Here is a 17,338-nt window from a genome sequence, read left to right as displayed (position 1 = left end):
GTTTCCAAAAGGTAATGAATATTTTATTCCTGGAGGTTTTGAACTGATGAAAAAAGCGGTCAGGCAGCGAATTTTTAGTAGTGTTCTCCTCGTAACTGTTGTTAGTACGCTCATCTTTCCGTCTTTACCTATCTTTGCATCCTCAGATACAGCAGCCGTGAAGGCAGAATCCAATTCAGGCGCCTATGTTGCGAAGCGCACAGGCGTCAACGTGAATGCACCTGATGCTGGACAACCGTATCCAGTAGACGAAACGCATAAACGATTGCCGGGTGAGCCCGCCGAACCAGCAGAAGGCAGCTGGGGTTACAATSTAGAGACTGGCGTGTTTACTCATCCGACGGTTATGCCGGAAAATGAAGGACCACAGCCGTTCAACGGCAGCTTGCCTTATCTAGACTTGAATCAATATATTAAAAACATGAAGGTTGAAGCCTTTTATCCATTCGTAGCGGGGTACGGACACAGCTGGCAAACATCCTTTGATTTGGATGGACGTCGCTATTTGTATGACTATGAGACCAATCAATACAATTTGTTTGATATAACGGACCCGCTAAAGGCCGAGCTTATTACGACAAAATGGATCGACAAACAAGCGGGTGAACATCAATTTGGCCCATTTAACGTGAAGTACAACGAGGAATTAGATAAAAATTTAGCTGTTCAGTGCTATGAGGTTCCGCGCTACGGCAAAATAACGAATAAGTACACGAATCCAGACGAAGTAAAGGCAATTCGCGACTTTGAAATGCTGCGCGGCTTCCGAATTTATGAGGTGAACGGCCCGAACTGGACGGATTGGAAAATTCTTTCCGAGACGCCGCTTGATTCAAGTACTTACTCCAAAGATAAGCCGCAGCAAGGATCTGGCTGCCAAGACATCCCGGTCTATTCCGGTGATAAATATTTATTTGTTGCAGGTGCTCCAGACGACAGCTACGCGAACACAGAATATAAAACCTATCTTTATTCAGGTGCACAGCTTGTCTATGACATCTCAGATCCAACAAAACCAAAGCAGCTATCGATTTGGTCAGTACCTGGACAACGCATTGGCGAAGAAGCACAATATAATCTAAATCCGCGAGCAGGTAATAAAACAAGCTGGATGGGATCGCGAATGCCGTTGTTTATTCCCAAAACAGTAGAAGAAGGCGGAAAATACGGTTATGCAGCGATGGGTGGATTAGGCTTCTACATTGTAGATATTTCTGATCCGAACAATATGAAGACGGTATCGCATCTTGAAATGCCGATGAGCTTTGCAGGAACTGAAGGCGATAATATCGACGTCAGTAAAGTTGAGACGACAGGCATGGTTTATTACAGCGGTTATCCGCTCAGCGAGGATTGCCATGAGCCGTATAAAGAAATTTACGCGATTGATGTTAAAGATCCGCTTAATCCGAAAATAGCAACGATTATGCCTCGTCCAACACCGCCGGCAGATGCGCCGTTTACGGACTATTGCCAGCGTCGAGGCAGCTTCGGACCGAAGCGTACCGGCTATGCTGAAATTCAGCCAGGTACACCAAGCCAACAATATATGCCCTATGCATTCTACAATGCAGGCATTCAAATGTTTGATCTTAAAGATCCGTTAAAACCAACGATTGCTGCTTATTTTGTACCGAAAATGTCAGGCGAATTGACTGACGATGAAGGTAAAAAGTATATGAGCGATCAATCTGATCCTGTGCATGGCACCTTTGTAGAATGGGATCGCCATTTAATTTGGGTGTTCTCTGGCCATGGGATGTACGTCCTTTCTTCGCCGCTTCTTGGTGATCCTGTAAGCGGACTGCCTAAGGCGAGTCTGCAGCTTAACGGTGAGGCGGCACTTCCTTTGGCAGCACAGCCGTTTAGCAAAGATGGTGCAACGCTCGTTCCCTTACGTACTATTTTTGAGAAATTAGGTTATGAAGTGAAATGGAATGGTGCTTCCAAGACGGTAACGGGGACAAAAGACGGCGTTACCATTCAGCTGCAGATTGGGCAGAAGGAAGCAACGGTGAATGGAGTGAAGAAACCGATGGCTGCTTCTTCAGTCATGGTGGGCGGTACAACGTATATTCCGATTTCCTTTATTGAACTAGCAACCGGAAGTAAAGCCGTGTGGAATCAGGATGATAAGGCGATTGTTGTGACTAGTATTTAAGATGATTTGGCAGGGAGAAGACCGCAGTAGTGCCGATTGGCGACGCGGTCTTTTCCCTTTTTTAATGCGCTTTCAAATAAAATTGACATATCGTCAATATTAATATTGACATGATGTCGACATTATCTTATAGTGAAAACAAGATCAGCTTTTATCCAAAAAATATCGATTTGAAGGTGAGGGTTTATTATGGCAACTGCTAAATCATTAACCGCTTTTAATCTTTTGAAATGGATTGAAGATAACAAGGAGCAGCTCAAACCACCCGTTAATAACAAGGTAATATGGGAAGATTCTGAGTTTATTGCAATGGTGCTTGGCGGGCCGAACAGACGCAGAGACTTTCACATTGATCCGTCCGATGAGTTCTTCTATCAAGTGAAGGGCTCTTGTTATGTGGAATGTATTACCGAGGCTGGCGAGCGCAAGGTTGTTGCTGTTAATGAAGGCGAAGTATTCATGCTGCCGGCAATGGTACCGCATTCACCGCATCGTGTGGCAGACACGTTTGGCATCGTTATTGAGCGCAAACGCGACAAAGGGGAGCTAGAGGATTTTGTATGGTTTTGCGAGAGCTGCAACCACGAGATGCACCGCGTAACCGTACAGTTAACCGATATTGAAACACAGGTAAAAGGAGCGATCCACAGCTTCAATTCAAATATAGAAGTGCGTACTTGCAAATCATGCGGACATGTAATGTCTGAAGAAGTTAAGGAATGGAAACCAGAATAAGAAGGTGACTTAGGTGGAAAATCAAGCGCTGGCAACACCGGAAGAAAACTTGCAAAAGCTTGGCATCACGCTTGGCTCCTCACGTCCGCTGGTAGGCAATTATGTAACCTGCGTTAGGGCGGGGAACCTGCTCTTCACAGCAGGTCAGGGAGTAGATGAGTATCATGGAAAACTGGGCAGGGATTTAACCGTCGAGGAAGGTTATCTGGCTGCGCGGCAATCGATGATTAATTTATTAAAAGTCATGAAGCAGGAGCTCGGCGAGCTTAGCAAAGTGAAACGTGTGGTCAAAATCTTAGGTTTCGTAAATAGCACAGAAGATTTCACACAGCAGCCGAAAGTAATGAATGGCGCATCTGACTTGCTGGTTGATGTATTCGGAGATAAGGGCAAGCATGGAAGATCCGCAGTTGGAATGGCGCAGCTGCCAAACAACACAGCCATTGAAATTGAAATGACTCTCGAAATTGAAGAGTAGGAGGGCTGTAGATGAATCATGACATTATAGCAAATCCTGCTGTAAAAGATGCGAAGCTATTTATCGGAGGCGCATTCGTAGATTCCATTTCGAGCGCCACATTCGATACGATTAATCCGGCAACGAATATGAAGCTGGCCTCAGTGGCAATGGCGAATGAAGCAGATACGATTAGGGCGATCGAGGTAGCGCAGAGAACGTTTGAAAGCGGCGTTTGGAGCCATATGACAGTAGAGAAAAGAGCCGAAATTTTATGCCGCATGTCCGATTTGATTATGCAAAGGCATCAAGAAATTGCGGTACTAGAAACACTTGATGTAGGCAAGCCGATTAAAGAAAGCCGTGGCTTTGATATACCGAGAGCGGCATCGAATATGCGATTTTTTGCCGAAATGGCACTCTATCATCATGCTGAAAATTTTGAAAAGCAAGGCATGATGTCCTATACCAAATATGCACCAGCGGGCGTAACCAGCATCATTATTCCTTGGAACTTGCCCTTCATGCAAATGACCTGGAAGGTATCGGCAGCACTTGCAGCTGGCAATACGGTTGTTGTTAAACCAGCTTCGAACACACCGCTCAGTGCTTTTGTTCTTGGGGAAATTGCAAATGAAGCTGGGCTTCCTCCGGGCGTATTGAACATTATTGCCGGATCAGGCAGCACGGTTGGCACAATTATGGCTTCCCATCCTTATGTTCGCCGAATTTCATTCGTCGGAGAGTCGGGTACAGGTAAGACGGTCATGCGAAATGCAGCAGAATCATTGATTCCAGTTTCTCTCGAGCTGGGCGGCAAATCAGCTAATATCGTTTTTGAAGATGCAGATTTGGATGAAGTTGTGAAAGGCTCAATCGATGCCATCTACCGTAACCAAGGACAAATCTGTCTTGCTGGCTCACGTATGCTGCTTCATGAAAGCGTATACGATACGTTTTTGGAAAAATTTATTGCAGCTGTTAATCAAATAAAAGTAGGTATGCCGCTTGACGAAGAGACGGATATGGGGGCACTCGTATCCAAATCACATCTCGAAGAGGTCCACAGCTATGTGGAGATAGGACTCGCTGAGGGTGCGAAGCTCGGCTGCGGAGGCACACGCGTCGAAGGGCTTGGAAATGGCAACTTCTATAAGCCAACTGTGCTTTATGATGTAGACAACAAGATGCGAGTTGCGCAGGAGGAGATTTTTGGACCGGTTCTCGTGGTCATTCCATTCAAAACAGAAGAAGATGCGATTCGAATAGCAAACGACTCGATTTATGGACTTGCAGGCGTCGTTTGGACGAATGACCTGCGCCGCGCACATCGTGTGGCCGCTTCTGTAAACTCCGGATTGTTTTGGATTAATTGCTGGTATTTCCGCGATCTGCGTACCCCATTTGGAGGCTCGAAAGCAAGTGGAATCGGCCGTGAAGGCGGTCGTCATAGCTTTGATTTCTATACAGAAGCCAAATCGATCACGATGAAGCTATAAGGAAGATGGTGACGATATCGTCACCATCCGCTTTATTTTTAGGAGGAAAGAGAGGACATTTACTATGAACCCAATCATCAATACGCTGGCAAGTGAACTATTGGAAGCGGAAGAGACACAAGTGGCTATCGCACCTTTTACTGAACGTTACTCGGAAATAACTGTAACCGATGCCTATCACGTACAATTGCAGGTCGTCAAGCAAAAGCTGGAGGCAGGTCGTCACATTATAGGCAAGAAAGTTGGACTAACAAGCAAAGCGATGCAAACGATGCTGAATGTCAATGAGCCGGATTATGGACATTTGCTTGATGATATGGAAGTGCAAGATCAAAGCATCGTAAAAGCAAATGAAATGATCGCGCCGCGCATTGAGGCGGAAATTGGCTTCATCCTTGATCGGGATCTGAAGGGGCCGGATGTAACGTTCCTCGATGTGCTGTTAGCTACAAAATATATTGTGCCTACATTAGAAATTATTGATAGCCGAATTGCAGATTGGAAAATCAAGTTGATCGATACGGTAGCTGACAATGGTTCATCGGCAAAAGTTGTGATCGGGAAGAAAAAAACGTCTATCGACAATATAGATTTACGCGATCTTGGAATGATTTTATTTAAAAATGGCGAGCAAGTCGCAACGGGAGCGGGAGCAGCTGCACTCGGACATCCAGCCCATGCGATTGCATGGCTTGCGAACAAGCTTAGTGAATTTGATATTTCATTAAAGGCTGGAGAAATTATTTTGCCGGGTGCTTTGTCAGGAGCGGTTCAGGTTAAAGCCGGAGACCACATCGAAGCACGATTTGGTTCTATCGGGTCGGTATCCGTAGCATTCGAGTAGGAGGACAAACCATATGGGGAAATTGAAAGCAGCTATTATCGGATCTGGCAACATCGGTACGGATTTAATGTACAAGCTGGAAAGAAGCCATTGGCTTACGCTTACAGCGGTAATCGGCATCGATCCGAATTCGGAAGGACTTGAGCGGGCCAAAGGACGCGGATATGCGACTTTTTCGAATGGCATTCAGGGGCTTATCGACAATCCTGAGCTTGCGGACATTATTTTTGATGCTACTTCCGCCAAAGCTCATGTTAAACATAATGAAGTGCTGCAAAAGATGGGGAAAATGGTTATTGATTTAACACCGGCAGCAGTTGGGCCATTCCTATCCCCTGTCGTAAACATGGGCAATCATCTGCAAGCGACGAACGTCAATATGATCACATGCGGGGGACAAGCAACGATCCCAATCATTCATGCTATAAATGAAGCAGCAGACGTCGTGTATGCTGAGATTGTAGCGACAATTGCTAGCAAAAGCGCGGGGCCAGGCACGCGGGCTAATATCGATGAGTTTACGATTACAACACGCCGCGGGATAGAAGAGGTGGGCGGTGCAGATCGTGGAAAAGCGCTAATCGTCTTAAATCCAGCAGATCCGCCGTTTATGATGCGAGACACCGTCTATTGCGAAGTGAAAAATATGGATGAGGCTGTTATAAGCAAAGCGATTTATGACATGGTTGAACGCGTAAAAGAATACGTGCCAGGCTATCGCTTGAAGCAGGAGCCTATTTTTGATGGAAATCGAGTATCGGTGTTTCTCGAGGTAGAGGGAGCAGGAGATTACTTCGCGCCATACGCAGGCAATCTTGATATTATGACGGCTGCCTCTGTCCGGGTAGCTGAAGATTATGCAAAAAACCGCCTATCAAACCAGTCTAGCGAAACGAATAGCGAGGTGTAAAGGGTGAACCGAAAAAGTAATCAGCCGGTCCAAATTACGGAAGTGTCCTTGCGGGATGGCAGCCATGCGGTTGCACACCAATTTACAGAAGAACAGGTGCGGAGCGTTGTTCGTGCGCTTGATGATGCGGGCATGCACAATATTGAAGTCAGCCATGGCGATGGTTTAGGCGGGTCAACTTTGCAGTATGGCCGTTCGCTCGTTGATGAAATGAAGCTGATTGAAGCAGCCGTAGATGAAAGCAAACAAGCGAAGATCGCCGTTCTACTGCTGCCAGGCATAGGGACGGTCCATGAGTTGAAGCAAGCAAGAGCTCTAGGGGCAAGCCTAGTACGAGTAGCAACTCATGTCACGGAAGCAGATGTGTCAGCCCAGCATCTTTATATGGCTAGAGAGCTCGGCATGGAAGCGATTGGTTTCCTGATGATGTCGCATTCCGCTCCCATAGAGAAACTGGTGGAACAAGCGAGATTGATGGAAAGTTATGGCGCTGAGGCTGTGTATGTGACGGATTCTGCCGGAGCGCTGCTGCGGCATCAGGTTCGTGAGCGAATTGAAGCGTTAAAACAAGCCTTATCGATAGAAATTGGTTTCCACGCGCACAATAATCTGTCTTTGGCAGTTGCCAATACGCTTGTAGCAATCGAAGAAGGTGCAACTCGAATTGATGGCAGCGTGCGATGCTTGGGAGCTGGAGCGGGCAATACCCAAACAGAGGTTTTAATTGCGGTGTTAGATCGATTAGGTCTGAATATCGGGATCGATTTGTATAAAATGATGGATTTGGCTGAGCATATCGTCGGTCCACTTCTTCAGCGTCCGCAAGAAATCGTCACGGGCAGTCTCGTGATGGGTTATGCGGGTGTATACTCCAGTTTCCTGCTGCATGCGGATCGCGCAAGCAAAAGATTTGGCATTGACTCGCGCGACATTCTAATAGAGCTTGGCAGAAGGGGCATTATCGGCGGACAAGAAGACATGATTGTTGATGTTGCCGCAGAGCTGGCGGACAGAACTAAGAACGGGGTGTTGTAAACGATGGAGATCACACGCGAAATGGAACAAGAAATCGTAACGTATTTGTACGATGCCGAGAAAGAGTGCAGAGAAGTAATTAAGGTTACAGATCAATATCCAGATTTAACGATAGAGAAGGCTTATGATGTGCAAAAGCAGCTGTTGCAGCGCAAGATTCAAGCTGGCACGCGCTCGATTGGCTATAAGCTGGGGCTGACTAGCAAAGCAAAGCAGGAAATGATGGGTGTCTATGAAGCGATTTACGGTGAACTGACTAGCGATATGCTAGCTTTGGAATGGGAATCTATCGATTTCAAACAATTGATTCATCCGAAGGCTGAGCCGGAAATTGCTTTCTTTATAGGCGAGGATCTGCAAGGAACGAATATAACCGGTGAAGATGTGCTGCGTGCAACGCAGTATGTYGCTGCAGCGATTGAAGTAATAGACAGCAGGTATTTGGATTTCAAGTTTACGCTTGCGGATGTTGTAGCGGACAATTGCTCATCGGCTAAATTTATAATTGGCAGCAAAATGGTTCCTGTGCGAGAGTTGAATTTGCCTGAAATCGGCGTTGTGCTCTCGAAAAACAATCAAGTGATGGCTACTGGCGCCGGTGCCGCGGTGCTGGGCGATCCCGCTGTATCGGTCGCATGGGCTGTTAATAAGTTAGGCGAGCGCGGCTTAGGGCTGCGCAAGGGCGATATCGTGCTGAGCGGAGCGATTACGGAAGCGATTGCTTTTCAGGCGGGAGATTCCATTCAAGCACAGTTTGCTCAACTGGGAAGCGTATCTTTAAGCTGCGTATAAGCATGGCTTGGAAATGAAAATGACATTCAAACTGATAACAGTTTGGGTGTCATTTTTGGTTTGTTTTGGTTGAGGGGATGCTCACATTACAATTGCATTTTCATTCCTAACGAACTTAGTAGACGCTATTCGGCAGGAAATTGTGTTTTTTGAGCGCTAACGAACTCCAGTGGTGTTATTGCTCAAAATGATGTCCAAATGTGAGGTAACTTAGGTAAATAGCGAGTGTGTGGTTCGTTAGAATTTAAAACGAGCCTAATTTGATCAAATAGCGTCTGTGGAGTTCGTTAAAATATGTCGAGGTAGRRGMTRGRYTGYGAGMKTAGTCTWCCAATTCCTAACGAACYCAGTAGWYGCTATTKGGCAGRAAATTGTGTTTTCTGAAYGCTAACGAACYCCAGWGGCGTTATTGCTCAAAATGATGTCCAKATGYGAGGTAACTTAGGTAAATAGSGAGTGTGKRGTTCGTTAGAAAATAAAACAAGCCTAATTTGATCAAATAGCRCCTGTGGAGTTCGTTARAATRTGTYGAGGTAGGGGMTGRGSWGTGAGCGTAGTCTACCAATTCCTAACGAACYCAGTAGACGYTATTGGGCAGRAAATTGTGTTTTCTGAACGCTAACGAAYCCCAGWGGCGTTATTGCTCAAAAKGAWGTCYAWATGCGAGGTAACAAGCCTAATTTGATCAAATAGCGCCTATGGGGTTCGTTAGAAAATAAAACAAGCTTAATTTGATCAAATAGCGCCTATGGGGTTCGTTAGAACATGTAGGAGGAGGGATGGGGGAGTAGGCTGACTAAATGCGTTTTTATACGGTGATTGAAACTCATTCCATACTATTAATAAACTCCGTAATAATGTCTACCGTCTTTCTTCAAAAGCCCCCGTTCCACTATTTGCGGAGAGGGGGCTTCGTTACAATTGTTATTCGGTTAGTCAACTAGGCAACAACGCCGCGTTTGGTATCAAATGCTTCGTATTGCTTCTCTACGATGATGTTCTTGAGAATTTGTACAGTTTGCCAAACATCTGCATAGGTCGTGTAGAGAGCAACTGGTGCAAGGCGCACGACGTTCGGAGAACGGTAGTCGGGGATGACATGATTTTGCTTCAGAGCTTTGCATATTCGAATCGCCTCATCGTGCTCCAAGCTGATATGGCCGCCGCGGCGGTCATCCTCTTGTGGATTTGCAAGCACATAACCAAGACCCGGCAGCTCATGATTAATTAACTCAACCATGTAGCGTGATATATGCAGTGACTTCTCGCGAATTTGTTCGATCGAAGTCATTTCAAAAATTTCCAATGCTCCAATGAGCGGTGCGATGCTGAATATATGCGGCGTTCCGATTTGGTAAGCGCCTGCAGTGTGCTCGACTGTTAAATTGTGCTCCATATCGAATTGCTTGCTTTTATTAGAGCTGTACCAACCCGTTAAACCAGGAACACGGCCAAAATGCTTCTTGTTCACATAAAGAGAGGCAACGCCGCCCGGTCCGCCATTCAAATATTTATAATTGCACCACAGCGCAAAATCCACGTCCCAATCACTGAAATAATGAGGAATAGAGCCTACCGAATGACAGCCATCAAACCCAATTATAATACCACGAGCATGTGCTTCTGCTGTTAGACGTTTAATATCTAGTAATTGTCCGCTTCTATATAGAACGGTAGGAAGCAGTATAACAGAGATCTCCTCGGACATTGCTGCGATAATATCCTCTTCTTCAATCATCCGGCCATCACGGCTGGCTACACGAACCAGATGTGTCTCGGGATCATACCCTTTTAGGCGAAGCTGGCTTTGTAGAGCATAAATGTCGGTCGGAAAATCGAGATCAGTTGCCATTATTTTCGTACGATTGCCTGATGGTTGATAGAAGGTCGACACAAGCTGATGAATATTCGTCGATGTAGAACCTGTTATAATCACTTCCTCCGCATCTGCCCCGACAAGGGCAGCCATCTGTTTGGAAAGGGATTCAGGCAAGAAAAACCATGGGCGCTCGCCCTGGGTCCAACCATCGATCGTTTGTGTTTTCCAAGACTCAAGCATCTCAAGCATCGTTCGTTCAGCGCGTTTGGAAATGAGGCCAAGCGAATTTCCGTCTAAATAAATCATGCCATCAGGTACATAAAACTCTTCGCGCAAATGTGCCAGCTCATCCATATGATCTAATTGTTTGGCGTACTCTAACGAATAATCCTGCGTAATCGCTTTCAATTATGTCACCTCTTCTTGAGTAAATTCTACTATTGTTTAGATAACTATATTATAATTATGACATGGTGTCAATATTATTCAAAATGGTGTACAATCAACAAAAAGAGTCGATCAAGTGGCGTGCGTAAATCGTCTTAACATTCATACTCACTTCAGTATATGACGCATATATAAAAACTTAGTAAATAATATGCGATTTATGCGTCTTATATAATTATATATTGCGTACTAATTATTTATATGTTATGTATTATATAGATTCAAATCATAACAGGGGGTAATGGTAATGGAGGTTGGAGTAGGCATTAGCGGCACGGGTAGAATTGGCAGATTACTTATACGCAGAGCTTTTTCCAAAAAAATGAAAGGACTGAGGGTTAAAGCGGTCAACTCAACCTATCCTGTTGAGACCATTGCACATTTATTAAAATATGACACGGTACATGGCATCTGGGATGCAGATGTATCTGTACAAGATGGAGATCTCCTGATTAATAATAATAAGATTAAATATTTGACGGAAAAAGATCCTTCGCGGCTTCCTTGGAAGGAGCTTGGCGTAAGGCTGGCAATTGATGCGACGGGTAAGTTTACTGATCGTGAAGGTGCATCAAAACATATTGCGGCAGGTGCCGAGACGGTACTGATTACTGCTCCTTGCAAGGGAGCCGACCTTACGGTTGTGATGGGAGTTAACGAGCATCGCTTTGATTCGAATCGACATCGCATTATCTCCGCAGCCTCTTGTACGACAAACTGTGTTGCTCCAGTACTAGATGTGCTAGATCAAGCTTATGGCATAAAGCAGGCCTGGATGACTACGATACATTCCTACACCAGTGATCAGAATCATATGGACAATCCTCACAAAGATCTTAGACGTGCGCGTGCATGTGCACAATCCATTATCCCCACTTCAACGGGAGTAGGTAAAGCGCTTACTGATGTACTGCCGCACTTAGCTTCGCTCGTTCAAGGTATCTCGGTACGTGTTCCGACTCCTAATGTATCACTTGTTGATTTGACAGTTCATCTGGCCAAAAAGACTTCATATGAGGAAGTAAAACAAGCTTTTGTATTTTCCGCTGCGACGAACTTAAAATCTTATCTTGATGTAGTCGATATACCGCTTGTTTCAACGGATTACATTGGTAATGAGTTTTCAGCTATTATTGATGGTTCATCTCTTATGGTGAGCGGAGACCAATTAAAGGTTTTGGCATGGTATGACAATGAGTGGGCTTATTCCTGCAGAGTCATGGATTTGGCGCAATGGGCATGCAATCCACATTCTATCGGAGGTGTAGAGGGATGGAAACAAACCGCTGCAAGGTGAAAATGGGAGTGATACTCTGTAAGCATTGCGATTCAGTCATTGATACCTTGGATACTGAAAAAGTAACGGTCTATTACTTGGAGTGCGGTCAAGCCAATTGCACGAATTACAATTCCGGGGGAATACAAGGAGGCATGAGTGATGACGAGCAATAGAGTGCTGTTCTTTCATGAAGGCAACGCAGGGATGAAGCATTTGCTCGGAGGAAAAGGTGCGAATTTAGCAGAAATGACGAATGCCGGACTTCCAGTTCCTCCTGGGTTCACAGTTACAACGGAGGCTTGCAGAGCTTATTATGCTGGAGGGCAGCTTTTGCCGGAAGGTCTATTCGTGGAAATCCGGAATGCTTTAATGAAAGTGGAAAAGCTGAAAGGACAATCATTCGGTGGGGATGAGAATCCACTGCTGGTATCAGTCCGCTCGGGCTCGGTTAATTCAATGCCTGGAATGATGGACACTATTCTTAATCTAGGGCTGAACGATGTTACGGTAGAGGCGCTTGCTCGTCAAACGGGAAACCCGCGTTTCGCTTATGATTGTTATAGAAGACTCATCCAAATGTTCGGCAACGTCGTATTTGATATCGAAGGTTTATATTTTGAATCACTGCTGCATCAATTGAAGCTAAGCAGATCTATAGAAGATGATAAGGATTTGCCGGCTGAAGCTTGGATGGAATTGATTGTTTCTTATAAACAGTTAATAGAAGCTAAATCGCGAAAAACGTTTCCGCAAAATGTTTACACCCAGCTTGAGCTAGCCGTCGAAGCGGTATTTCGTTCGTGGAACAATCAGCGGGCAATCGTCTATCGGAAAGCGTATAACATTCCAGAGTATCAAGGAACAGCAGTAAATATTCAATCGATGGTGTTCGGCAATATGGGGGATAACTGCGGAACAGGTGTATTGTTTACCCGGAATCCTTCAACGGGCGCCAAGATGCTCTACGGGGAGTACTTGATCAACGCCCAAGGTGAGGACGTTGTCGCTGGCGTGCGAACACCTCTGCCGATTGCAAAGCTGGAGCAGGAAATGCCAGCAGTATTTAAACAACTTGTAGAAACAGCGGCAAAGCTGGAAGCTCATTATAAGGATATGCAGGATATTGAATTTACGGTGGAGAACGGCTCACTGTTCATTTTGCAGACACGGAATGGGAAAAGAACGGCACAAGCAGCGGTTAAGCTAGCTGTTCATTTTGCCAAGGAAGGCATACTGAAGCGGGAGGAGGCGCTCGCTCGAATAGAGGTGGAGCATTTGGATAAATTGCTTCACCGAGCGATTGATGAGGATGCTAAGCTGGATGTGCTGGCAACGGGACTGCCAGCCTCGCCGGGAGCAGCTACAGGGCAAGTTGTTTTTGATGCTGACAAGGCTGAGGAATGGGTGCGCGAAGGTAGAAGGGTTGTGCTTGTTAGCGCAGAGACAAGTCCGGAAGATATTCACGGCGTAATCGCTGCCGAAGGCGTGTTAACAAGCCGCGGGGGGATGACAAGCCACGCCGCTGTCGTGGCTCGGGGAATGGGCAAGCCATGTGTATGCGGCTGCGAGGAAGTTCGCATCGATAAAGATGCGGCGTTATTCACTGCCGGCGAAATCACGGTACGTGAAGGCGATTGGATTACGTTGGACGGTTCCACTGGTCGCGTTATTTTGGGAGGAGTGACGCTCAAAGAACCAGAAATAAGCGTGGAGCTGGAGGAGCTCCTCGAATGGGCAGATGAAGTCCGCGATTTGGCCGTTCGAACGAATGCCGACACACCGGAGGATGCGAAGAAAGCAAGAGCATTCGGCGCAGAAGGCATCGGTTTATGCAGAACGGAGCATATGTTCATGTCCGCGGAGCGCTTGCCTGTCGTTCAAGCCATGATCCTGGCAGATACGAAGGAGGAGCGGCAACGAGCACTCGATCTGCTTCTCCCGATGCAGCAAAGCGATTTCGAAGGTATATTTACCGCGATGAATGGTTTTCCTGTAACAATAAGGCTGCTCGACCCACCTTTACATGAATTTTTACCGCATTTGGAGGAGCTGGTCGTGAGACAGCAGCAAATACTCCTAGCTGCAAATGTTCACGAGCATGTCAGCGAAAAGCAAGCATTGGATGCTCTTATACGTAAGGTGCGCAATCTGCAAGAGATGAACCCGATGCTTGGACAACGAGGCTGTCGTTTAGGCATTCTTTTCCCCGAGATTTACGAAATGCAAGCCATTGCGATATTCCATGCTGTACTGAATTGTAAAAATAGAGGCATTCAAGTTTTACCTGAAATTATGATTCCTCTTGTGGGGCATGCGAACGAGCTGAAAGTGATGCGATCGCTCGTTGAAGGTGCCGCTGATACGGTGCTTGGCCCAAATAAAGAACACATATCCTATAAAATAGGGACGATGATTGAGGTGCCTAGAGCGGCGTTAACCGCAGACAAAATTGCCGAGCATGCTGACTTTTTCTCTTTTGGTACAAATGATCTGACACAAATGACCTTCGGCTATAGTCGGGACGATGCGGAGGGCAAGTTTCTCAGTCACTATGTTGACCATGAGATATTACCCGTAAATCCATTTCAGGTGCTGGACACCGAAGGGGTTGGCCTCTTAGTCGAATGGGCTGTTCAGAAAGGCCGATCGCGTAAACCGCAGCTCAAAACAGGCATTTGCGGGGAGCATGGCGGGGATAAGGAATCGATCTTTTTCTGCCATAACGCGGGATTAGATTATGTCAGCTGTTCCCCTTACCGGGTGCCTCTGGCAAGAATAGCTGCGGCTCAAGCCAAGCTGAAATTCGGAAAACAATGATGCACAATGAGCAGCAATATTTAGTCATTTGCTCTGATTCAATTGGCGAAACGGCCGAGGCGGTTGCTCAGGCGACCATTCGTCAATTTAACCCAGAGCAAGTTACGGTCAGGCGGTTTAGCAATATACGAAGCGTAAATGAGGTTCGGCAAGTTGTTAAGGAAACGGCAGAAAAAGGTGGTTTTATTGCTTATACGCTAGTCCAGCCTGAACTGCGGGAAATGATGAAAGCAGAAGCCACACGATTTCAAATTCGCGCAGTAGATATTATGGGTCCGATGCTTCAGGCGTTCGTGGACACGTATGGAAATACACCTAAACGACAACCGGGCTTGCTCCATGAAATGAATGAGGATTACTTCCGGAGAATAGAAGCGATGGAGTTTGCGGTCAAATATGATGACGGTCGGGATGCTCGCGGCATGCTGCAAGCCCAAGTCGTTCTGATTGGCGTATCCCGTACATCAAAAACGCCGTTAAGTATCTATTTGGCGCATAAAGGCATAAAATCCGCGAACTTGCCCATCATGCCAGAGGTCAATCCACCTATGGAGCTATTCAAAATTCCAAGCCGCCGCATCATTGGACTTACGATGGATGCTGAGCATATTCTGAATATCCGTACGGAGCGGTTGAAAGTGCTTGGACTTCCTACGGGGTCCCAATATGCAACATTTCAGCGTATTATAGAAGAGCTGGAATACGGGCAAGCGTTAATGAAGCAAATAGGCTGCGTCGTTATCAATGTGACGAACAAAGCGATAGAAGAAACGGCTGGACTTATTATGGACTATATTTAATTTTACAAAAAACGGGACTGTCCCTTAAGGTCTATGACCTTGAGAGACAGTCCCGTTTGCATTTTACTCTGAACAGGGCACCAATAACGCTTGAAGCTCATATACCCACTGAAAAATGCCTGTAAAAATAACCGATTGGACAATAAATGCTAGTTCAGCATCATATTTCGTTTTTGCATCATTTATCATATTTTGCATGGCCAATGGTTTTTGCTCTTCTGAGCAATAACCATAAATATACGTTCCGGCTGGCAATACGGCCATATTGTCTGCCTCAGCAGGCCACTTTTCACAGACACCAAATAGGACAGAATGGTTTTCAGACTGCTCTTTCTCTAATGTCGTCAATATAAATGCTGTATGTTCGAAAATAAATGAATCTCCCTCGCCGTCACTGCTATATTGCAAGAGCAGATCTTGCAGCTGCTGGAAATTTTCAATGCTCGGCTGCTGGATAGAAGGAAACGTTAAGATCATTCTTTTTGGAATCATTTTGCTTGAAAAAATATGATCGGAAAGCTGCTCAGGTATGAGTGTCGTACGCGTTTCATACTGTTCTCTCAAAGCTAAAAGCAATTTTTTAGTTTGTTGCAGCTGTTTAATTTCCTGATCTATTTTATCTTCAGTCGCTATCAGACAAGGAATAATATATTCATAATGGTCATTTGCGAACAACTCTTTAATATCGTTCAAAGGCATACTTCGTTGTTTGCAAAAGTTAATCACGTTCAGATAAACCAATTCCTCATCTGAATAATAGCGATAACCCGTGTGAACATCTACTTTTGCAGGCTTCAACAAGCCAATTCTGTCATAATGCCGTAAGGTTTCTATGGTCGTGCTGCTTCGTTTGGCTGTTTCTCCGATAGAGTAGTATGTCCTCATGTCAATCTGCTCCTATTGACTCTTATGTTACACAAGAGTTTATGATTTTCATTGTAATTAAATTCGATTGAATATACAAACAAGAGCTAAACAGCATGAATCTAGAAAGGAAGAAATTCCAATTGAACAAATGGTATAAGCTCGATAATGCTGCAAAGCTTTTTCCATCCGTTACGAATACAAAAAACACTTCAGTTTATCGAATTTCAGCTGTATTGAAGGATAGAATAGATGCTGACGCCTTGCAGAGAGCGGCTGATACCGTATTTGATCGTTTTCCGATGTTTACCGTTAAGCTACGTAAAGGTGTGTTTTGGAATTACTTGGATGAAAATACGGAGAAAATTGTGATAGAAGAGGACGAGCAGTATCCATGCCGGGATATTGATCCGAATACGAATAACGGCTACTTATTTAAGGTTTTATATTATCAAAATAGAGTATCGATTGAAGTTTTTCATTCCCTTACGGATGGCAATGGAACCATTGAATTTTTAAAATCACTTTTATACTATTACCTCATATATTTGGGGAAAAACATCGATCCTGAAGGAAAAATTTTGCTCGCGGATACTGGAGTGGATGTGCTTGATATGGAGGACAGCTTTCGCAGGTATTACCAGGATTGTTATGTTGAACGAGTGATAACGAGCAAATCTTATCATGTTAAAGGTACACGCTTTGAGCACTTCGGAAACAATGTGGTGCACGGCGTTGTTAGTGCTTCTGCATTGAATGCACTTGCCAAGCAAAAGGGCTGTACGATAACAGCGTATTTAACGACATTGCTCATTTACTCGATTTATCAAACAAGGATTAAATTTAGTGAGCAAAATGCCCCGGTGGTCATATCTATTC

General features: G+C 45.2%; 14 protein-coding genes and 1 pseudogene. 13 read left to right on the top strand and 2 right to left on the bottom strand.

Translation table 11 applies throughout. The features are described 5' to 3' along the window. Positions 1-46 precede the first annotated feature (46 nt). The 8 genes from AC1DSE_RS13690 to AC1DSE_RS13655 all read left to right on the top strand — a co-directional run bounded on the left by AC1DSE_RS13690 (position 47) and on the right by AC1DSE_RS13655 (position 8,433). Complete coding sequence (locus AC1DSE_RS13690) at positions 47-2,161, top strand: stalk domain-containing protein (protein ID WP_477527784.1); 2,115 nt, start codon at positions 47-49, stop codon at positions 2,159-2,161. A gap of 189 nt (positions 2,162-2,350) precedes the next feature. Then, the gene (locus AC1DSE_RS13685; RefSeq protein WP_339203835.1) at positions 2,351-2,896 is read left to right on the top strand and encodes a 3-hydroxyanthranilate 3,4-dioxygenase; all 546 of its coding nucleotides are present in this window, start codon (positions 2,351-2,353) and stop codon (positions 2,894-2,896) included. Positions 2,897-2,909: 13 nt separating this feature from the next. Further along, positions 2,910-3,374, top strand: a complete 465-nt coding sequence (locus AC1DSE_RS13680) for a RidA family protein (protein WP_477511112.1) — start codon at positions 2,910-2,912, stop codon at positions 3,372-3,374. 11 nt (positions 3,375-3,385) lie between these two features. After that, positions 3,386-4,852: an aldehyde dehydrogenase gene (locus AC1DSE_RS13675; RefSeq protein ID WP_477511111.1), complete on the top strand. Its 1,467-nt coding sequence runs from the start codon at positions 3,386-3,388 to the stop codon at positions 4,850-4,852. A gap of 64 nt (positions 4,853-4,916) precedes the next feature. After that, positions 4,917-5,696 (top strand): 2-keto-4-pentenoate hydratase, encoded by a 780-nt coding sequence (locus tag AC1DSE_RS13670; protein ID WP_441880951.1) that lies wholly within the window; start codon positions 4,917-4,919, stop codon positions 5,694-5,696. Between the two features lie 13 nt (positions 5,697-5,709). Beyond that, positions 5,710-6,606 carry an acetaldehyde dehydrogenase (acetylating) gene (locus AC1DSE_RS13665; RefSeq protein ID WP_441909431.1) on the top strand — a complete coding sequence of 299 codons (897 nt, stop codon included), beginning with the start codon at positions 5,710-5,712 and terminating at the stop codon, positions 6,604-6,606. 3 nt (positions 6,607-6,609) lie between these two features. Continuing rightward, positions 6,610-7,641: a 4-hydroxy-2-oxovalerate aldolase gene (gene dmpG, locus AC1DSE_RS13660; RefSeq protein ID WP_477511110.1), complete on the top strand. Its 1,032-nt coding sequence runs from the start codon at positions 6,610-6,612 to the stop codon at positions 7,639-7,641. A 3-nt stretch (positions 7,642-7,644) separates the two neighbouring features. Further along, positions 7,645-8,433, top strand: coding sequence for a 2-keto-4-pentenoate hydratase (locus tag AC1DSE_RS13655; RefSeq protein WP_477511109.1), 789 nt, complete (start codon positions 7,645-7,647; stop codon positions 8,431-8,433). A gap of 940 nt (positions 8,434-9,373) precedes the next feature. On the opposite strand, the gene kynU is transcribed toward AC1DSE_RS13655, so the two are convergent. Next, positions 9,374-10,660 (bottom strand): kynureninase, encoded by a 1,287-nt coding sequence (gene kynU / locus AC1DSE_RS13650; protein ID WP_477511108.1) that lies wholly within the window; start codon positions 10,658-10,660, stop codon positions 9,374-9,376. A gap of 286 nt (positions 10,661-10,946) precedes the next feature. Between kynU and gap the strand changes: the two genes are divergently transcribed. The 4 genes from gap to AC1DSE_RS13630 are packed head-to-tail and all read left to right on the top strand — an operon-like array spanning position 10,947 to position 15,595. Next, the gene (gene gap, locus AC1DSE_RS13645; RefSeq protein ID WP_477511107.1) at positions 10,947-11,996 is read left to right on the top strand and encodes a type I glyceraldehyde-3-phosphate dehydrogenase; all 1,050 of its coding nucleotides are present in this window, start codon (positions 10,947-10,949) and stop codon (positions 11,994-11,996) included. Beyond that, positions 11,972-12,151, top strand: a complete 180-nt coding sequence (locus AC1DSE_RS13640; RefSeq protein WP_477511106.1) for a GapA-binding peptide SR1P — start codon at positions 11,972-11,974, stop codon at positions 12,149-12,151. Before gap ends, AC1DSE_RS13640 begins: the two co-directional genes overlap by 25 nt. Next, a complete protein-coding gene (gene ppdK, locus AC1DSE_RS13635) occupies positions 12,138-14,795 on the top strand; it encodes a pyruvate, phosphate dikinase (protein WP_477511105.1) in 2,658 nt (885 codons plus the stop codon). The genes AC1DSE_RS13640 and ppdK overlap by 14 nt, the downstream gene beginning before the upstream one ends. Continuing rightward, positions 14,795-15,595, top strand: coding sequence for a pyruvate, water dikinase regulatory protein (locus tag AC1DSE_RS13630; protein WP_339209700.1), 801 nt, complete (start codon positions 14,795-14,797; stop codon positions 15,593-15,595). The genes ppdK and AC1DSE_RS13630 overlap by 1 nt, the downstream gene beginning before the upstream one ends. A 63-nt stretch (positions 15,596-15,658) precedes the next feature. Here AC1DSE_RS13630 and AC1DSE_RS13625 read toward each other — a convergent pair whose 3' ends face one another. Next, complete coding sequence (locus tag AC1DSE_RS13625; protein ID WP_477511104.1) at positions 15,659-16,480, bottom strand: MerR family transcriptional regulator; 822 nt, start codon at positions 16,478-16,480, stop codon at positions 15,659-15,661. 122 nt (positions 16,481-16,602) lie between these two features. Between AC1DSE_RS13625 and AC1DSE_RS13620 the strand changes: the two are divergent. Further along, positions 16,603-17,338: pseudogene (locus AC1DSE_RS13620) on the top strand (alcohol acetyltransferase); the annotation flags it as partial.

It is taken from the genome of Paenibacillus sp. 01L418 (genome assembly GCF_056400045.1).
Note: the sequence above shows the minus strand (reverse complement) of the source record. Positions and strands in the feature narration are given on the sequence as shown.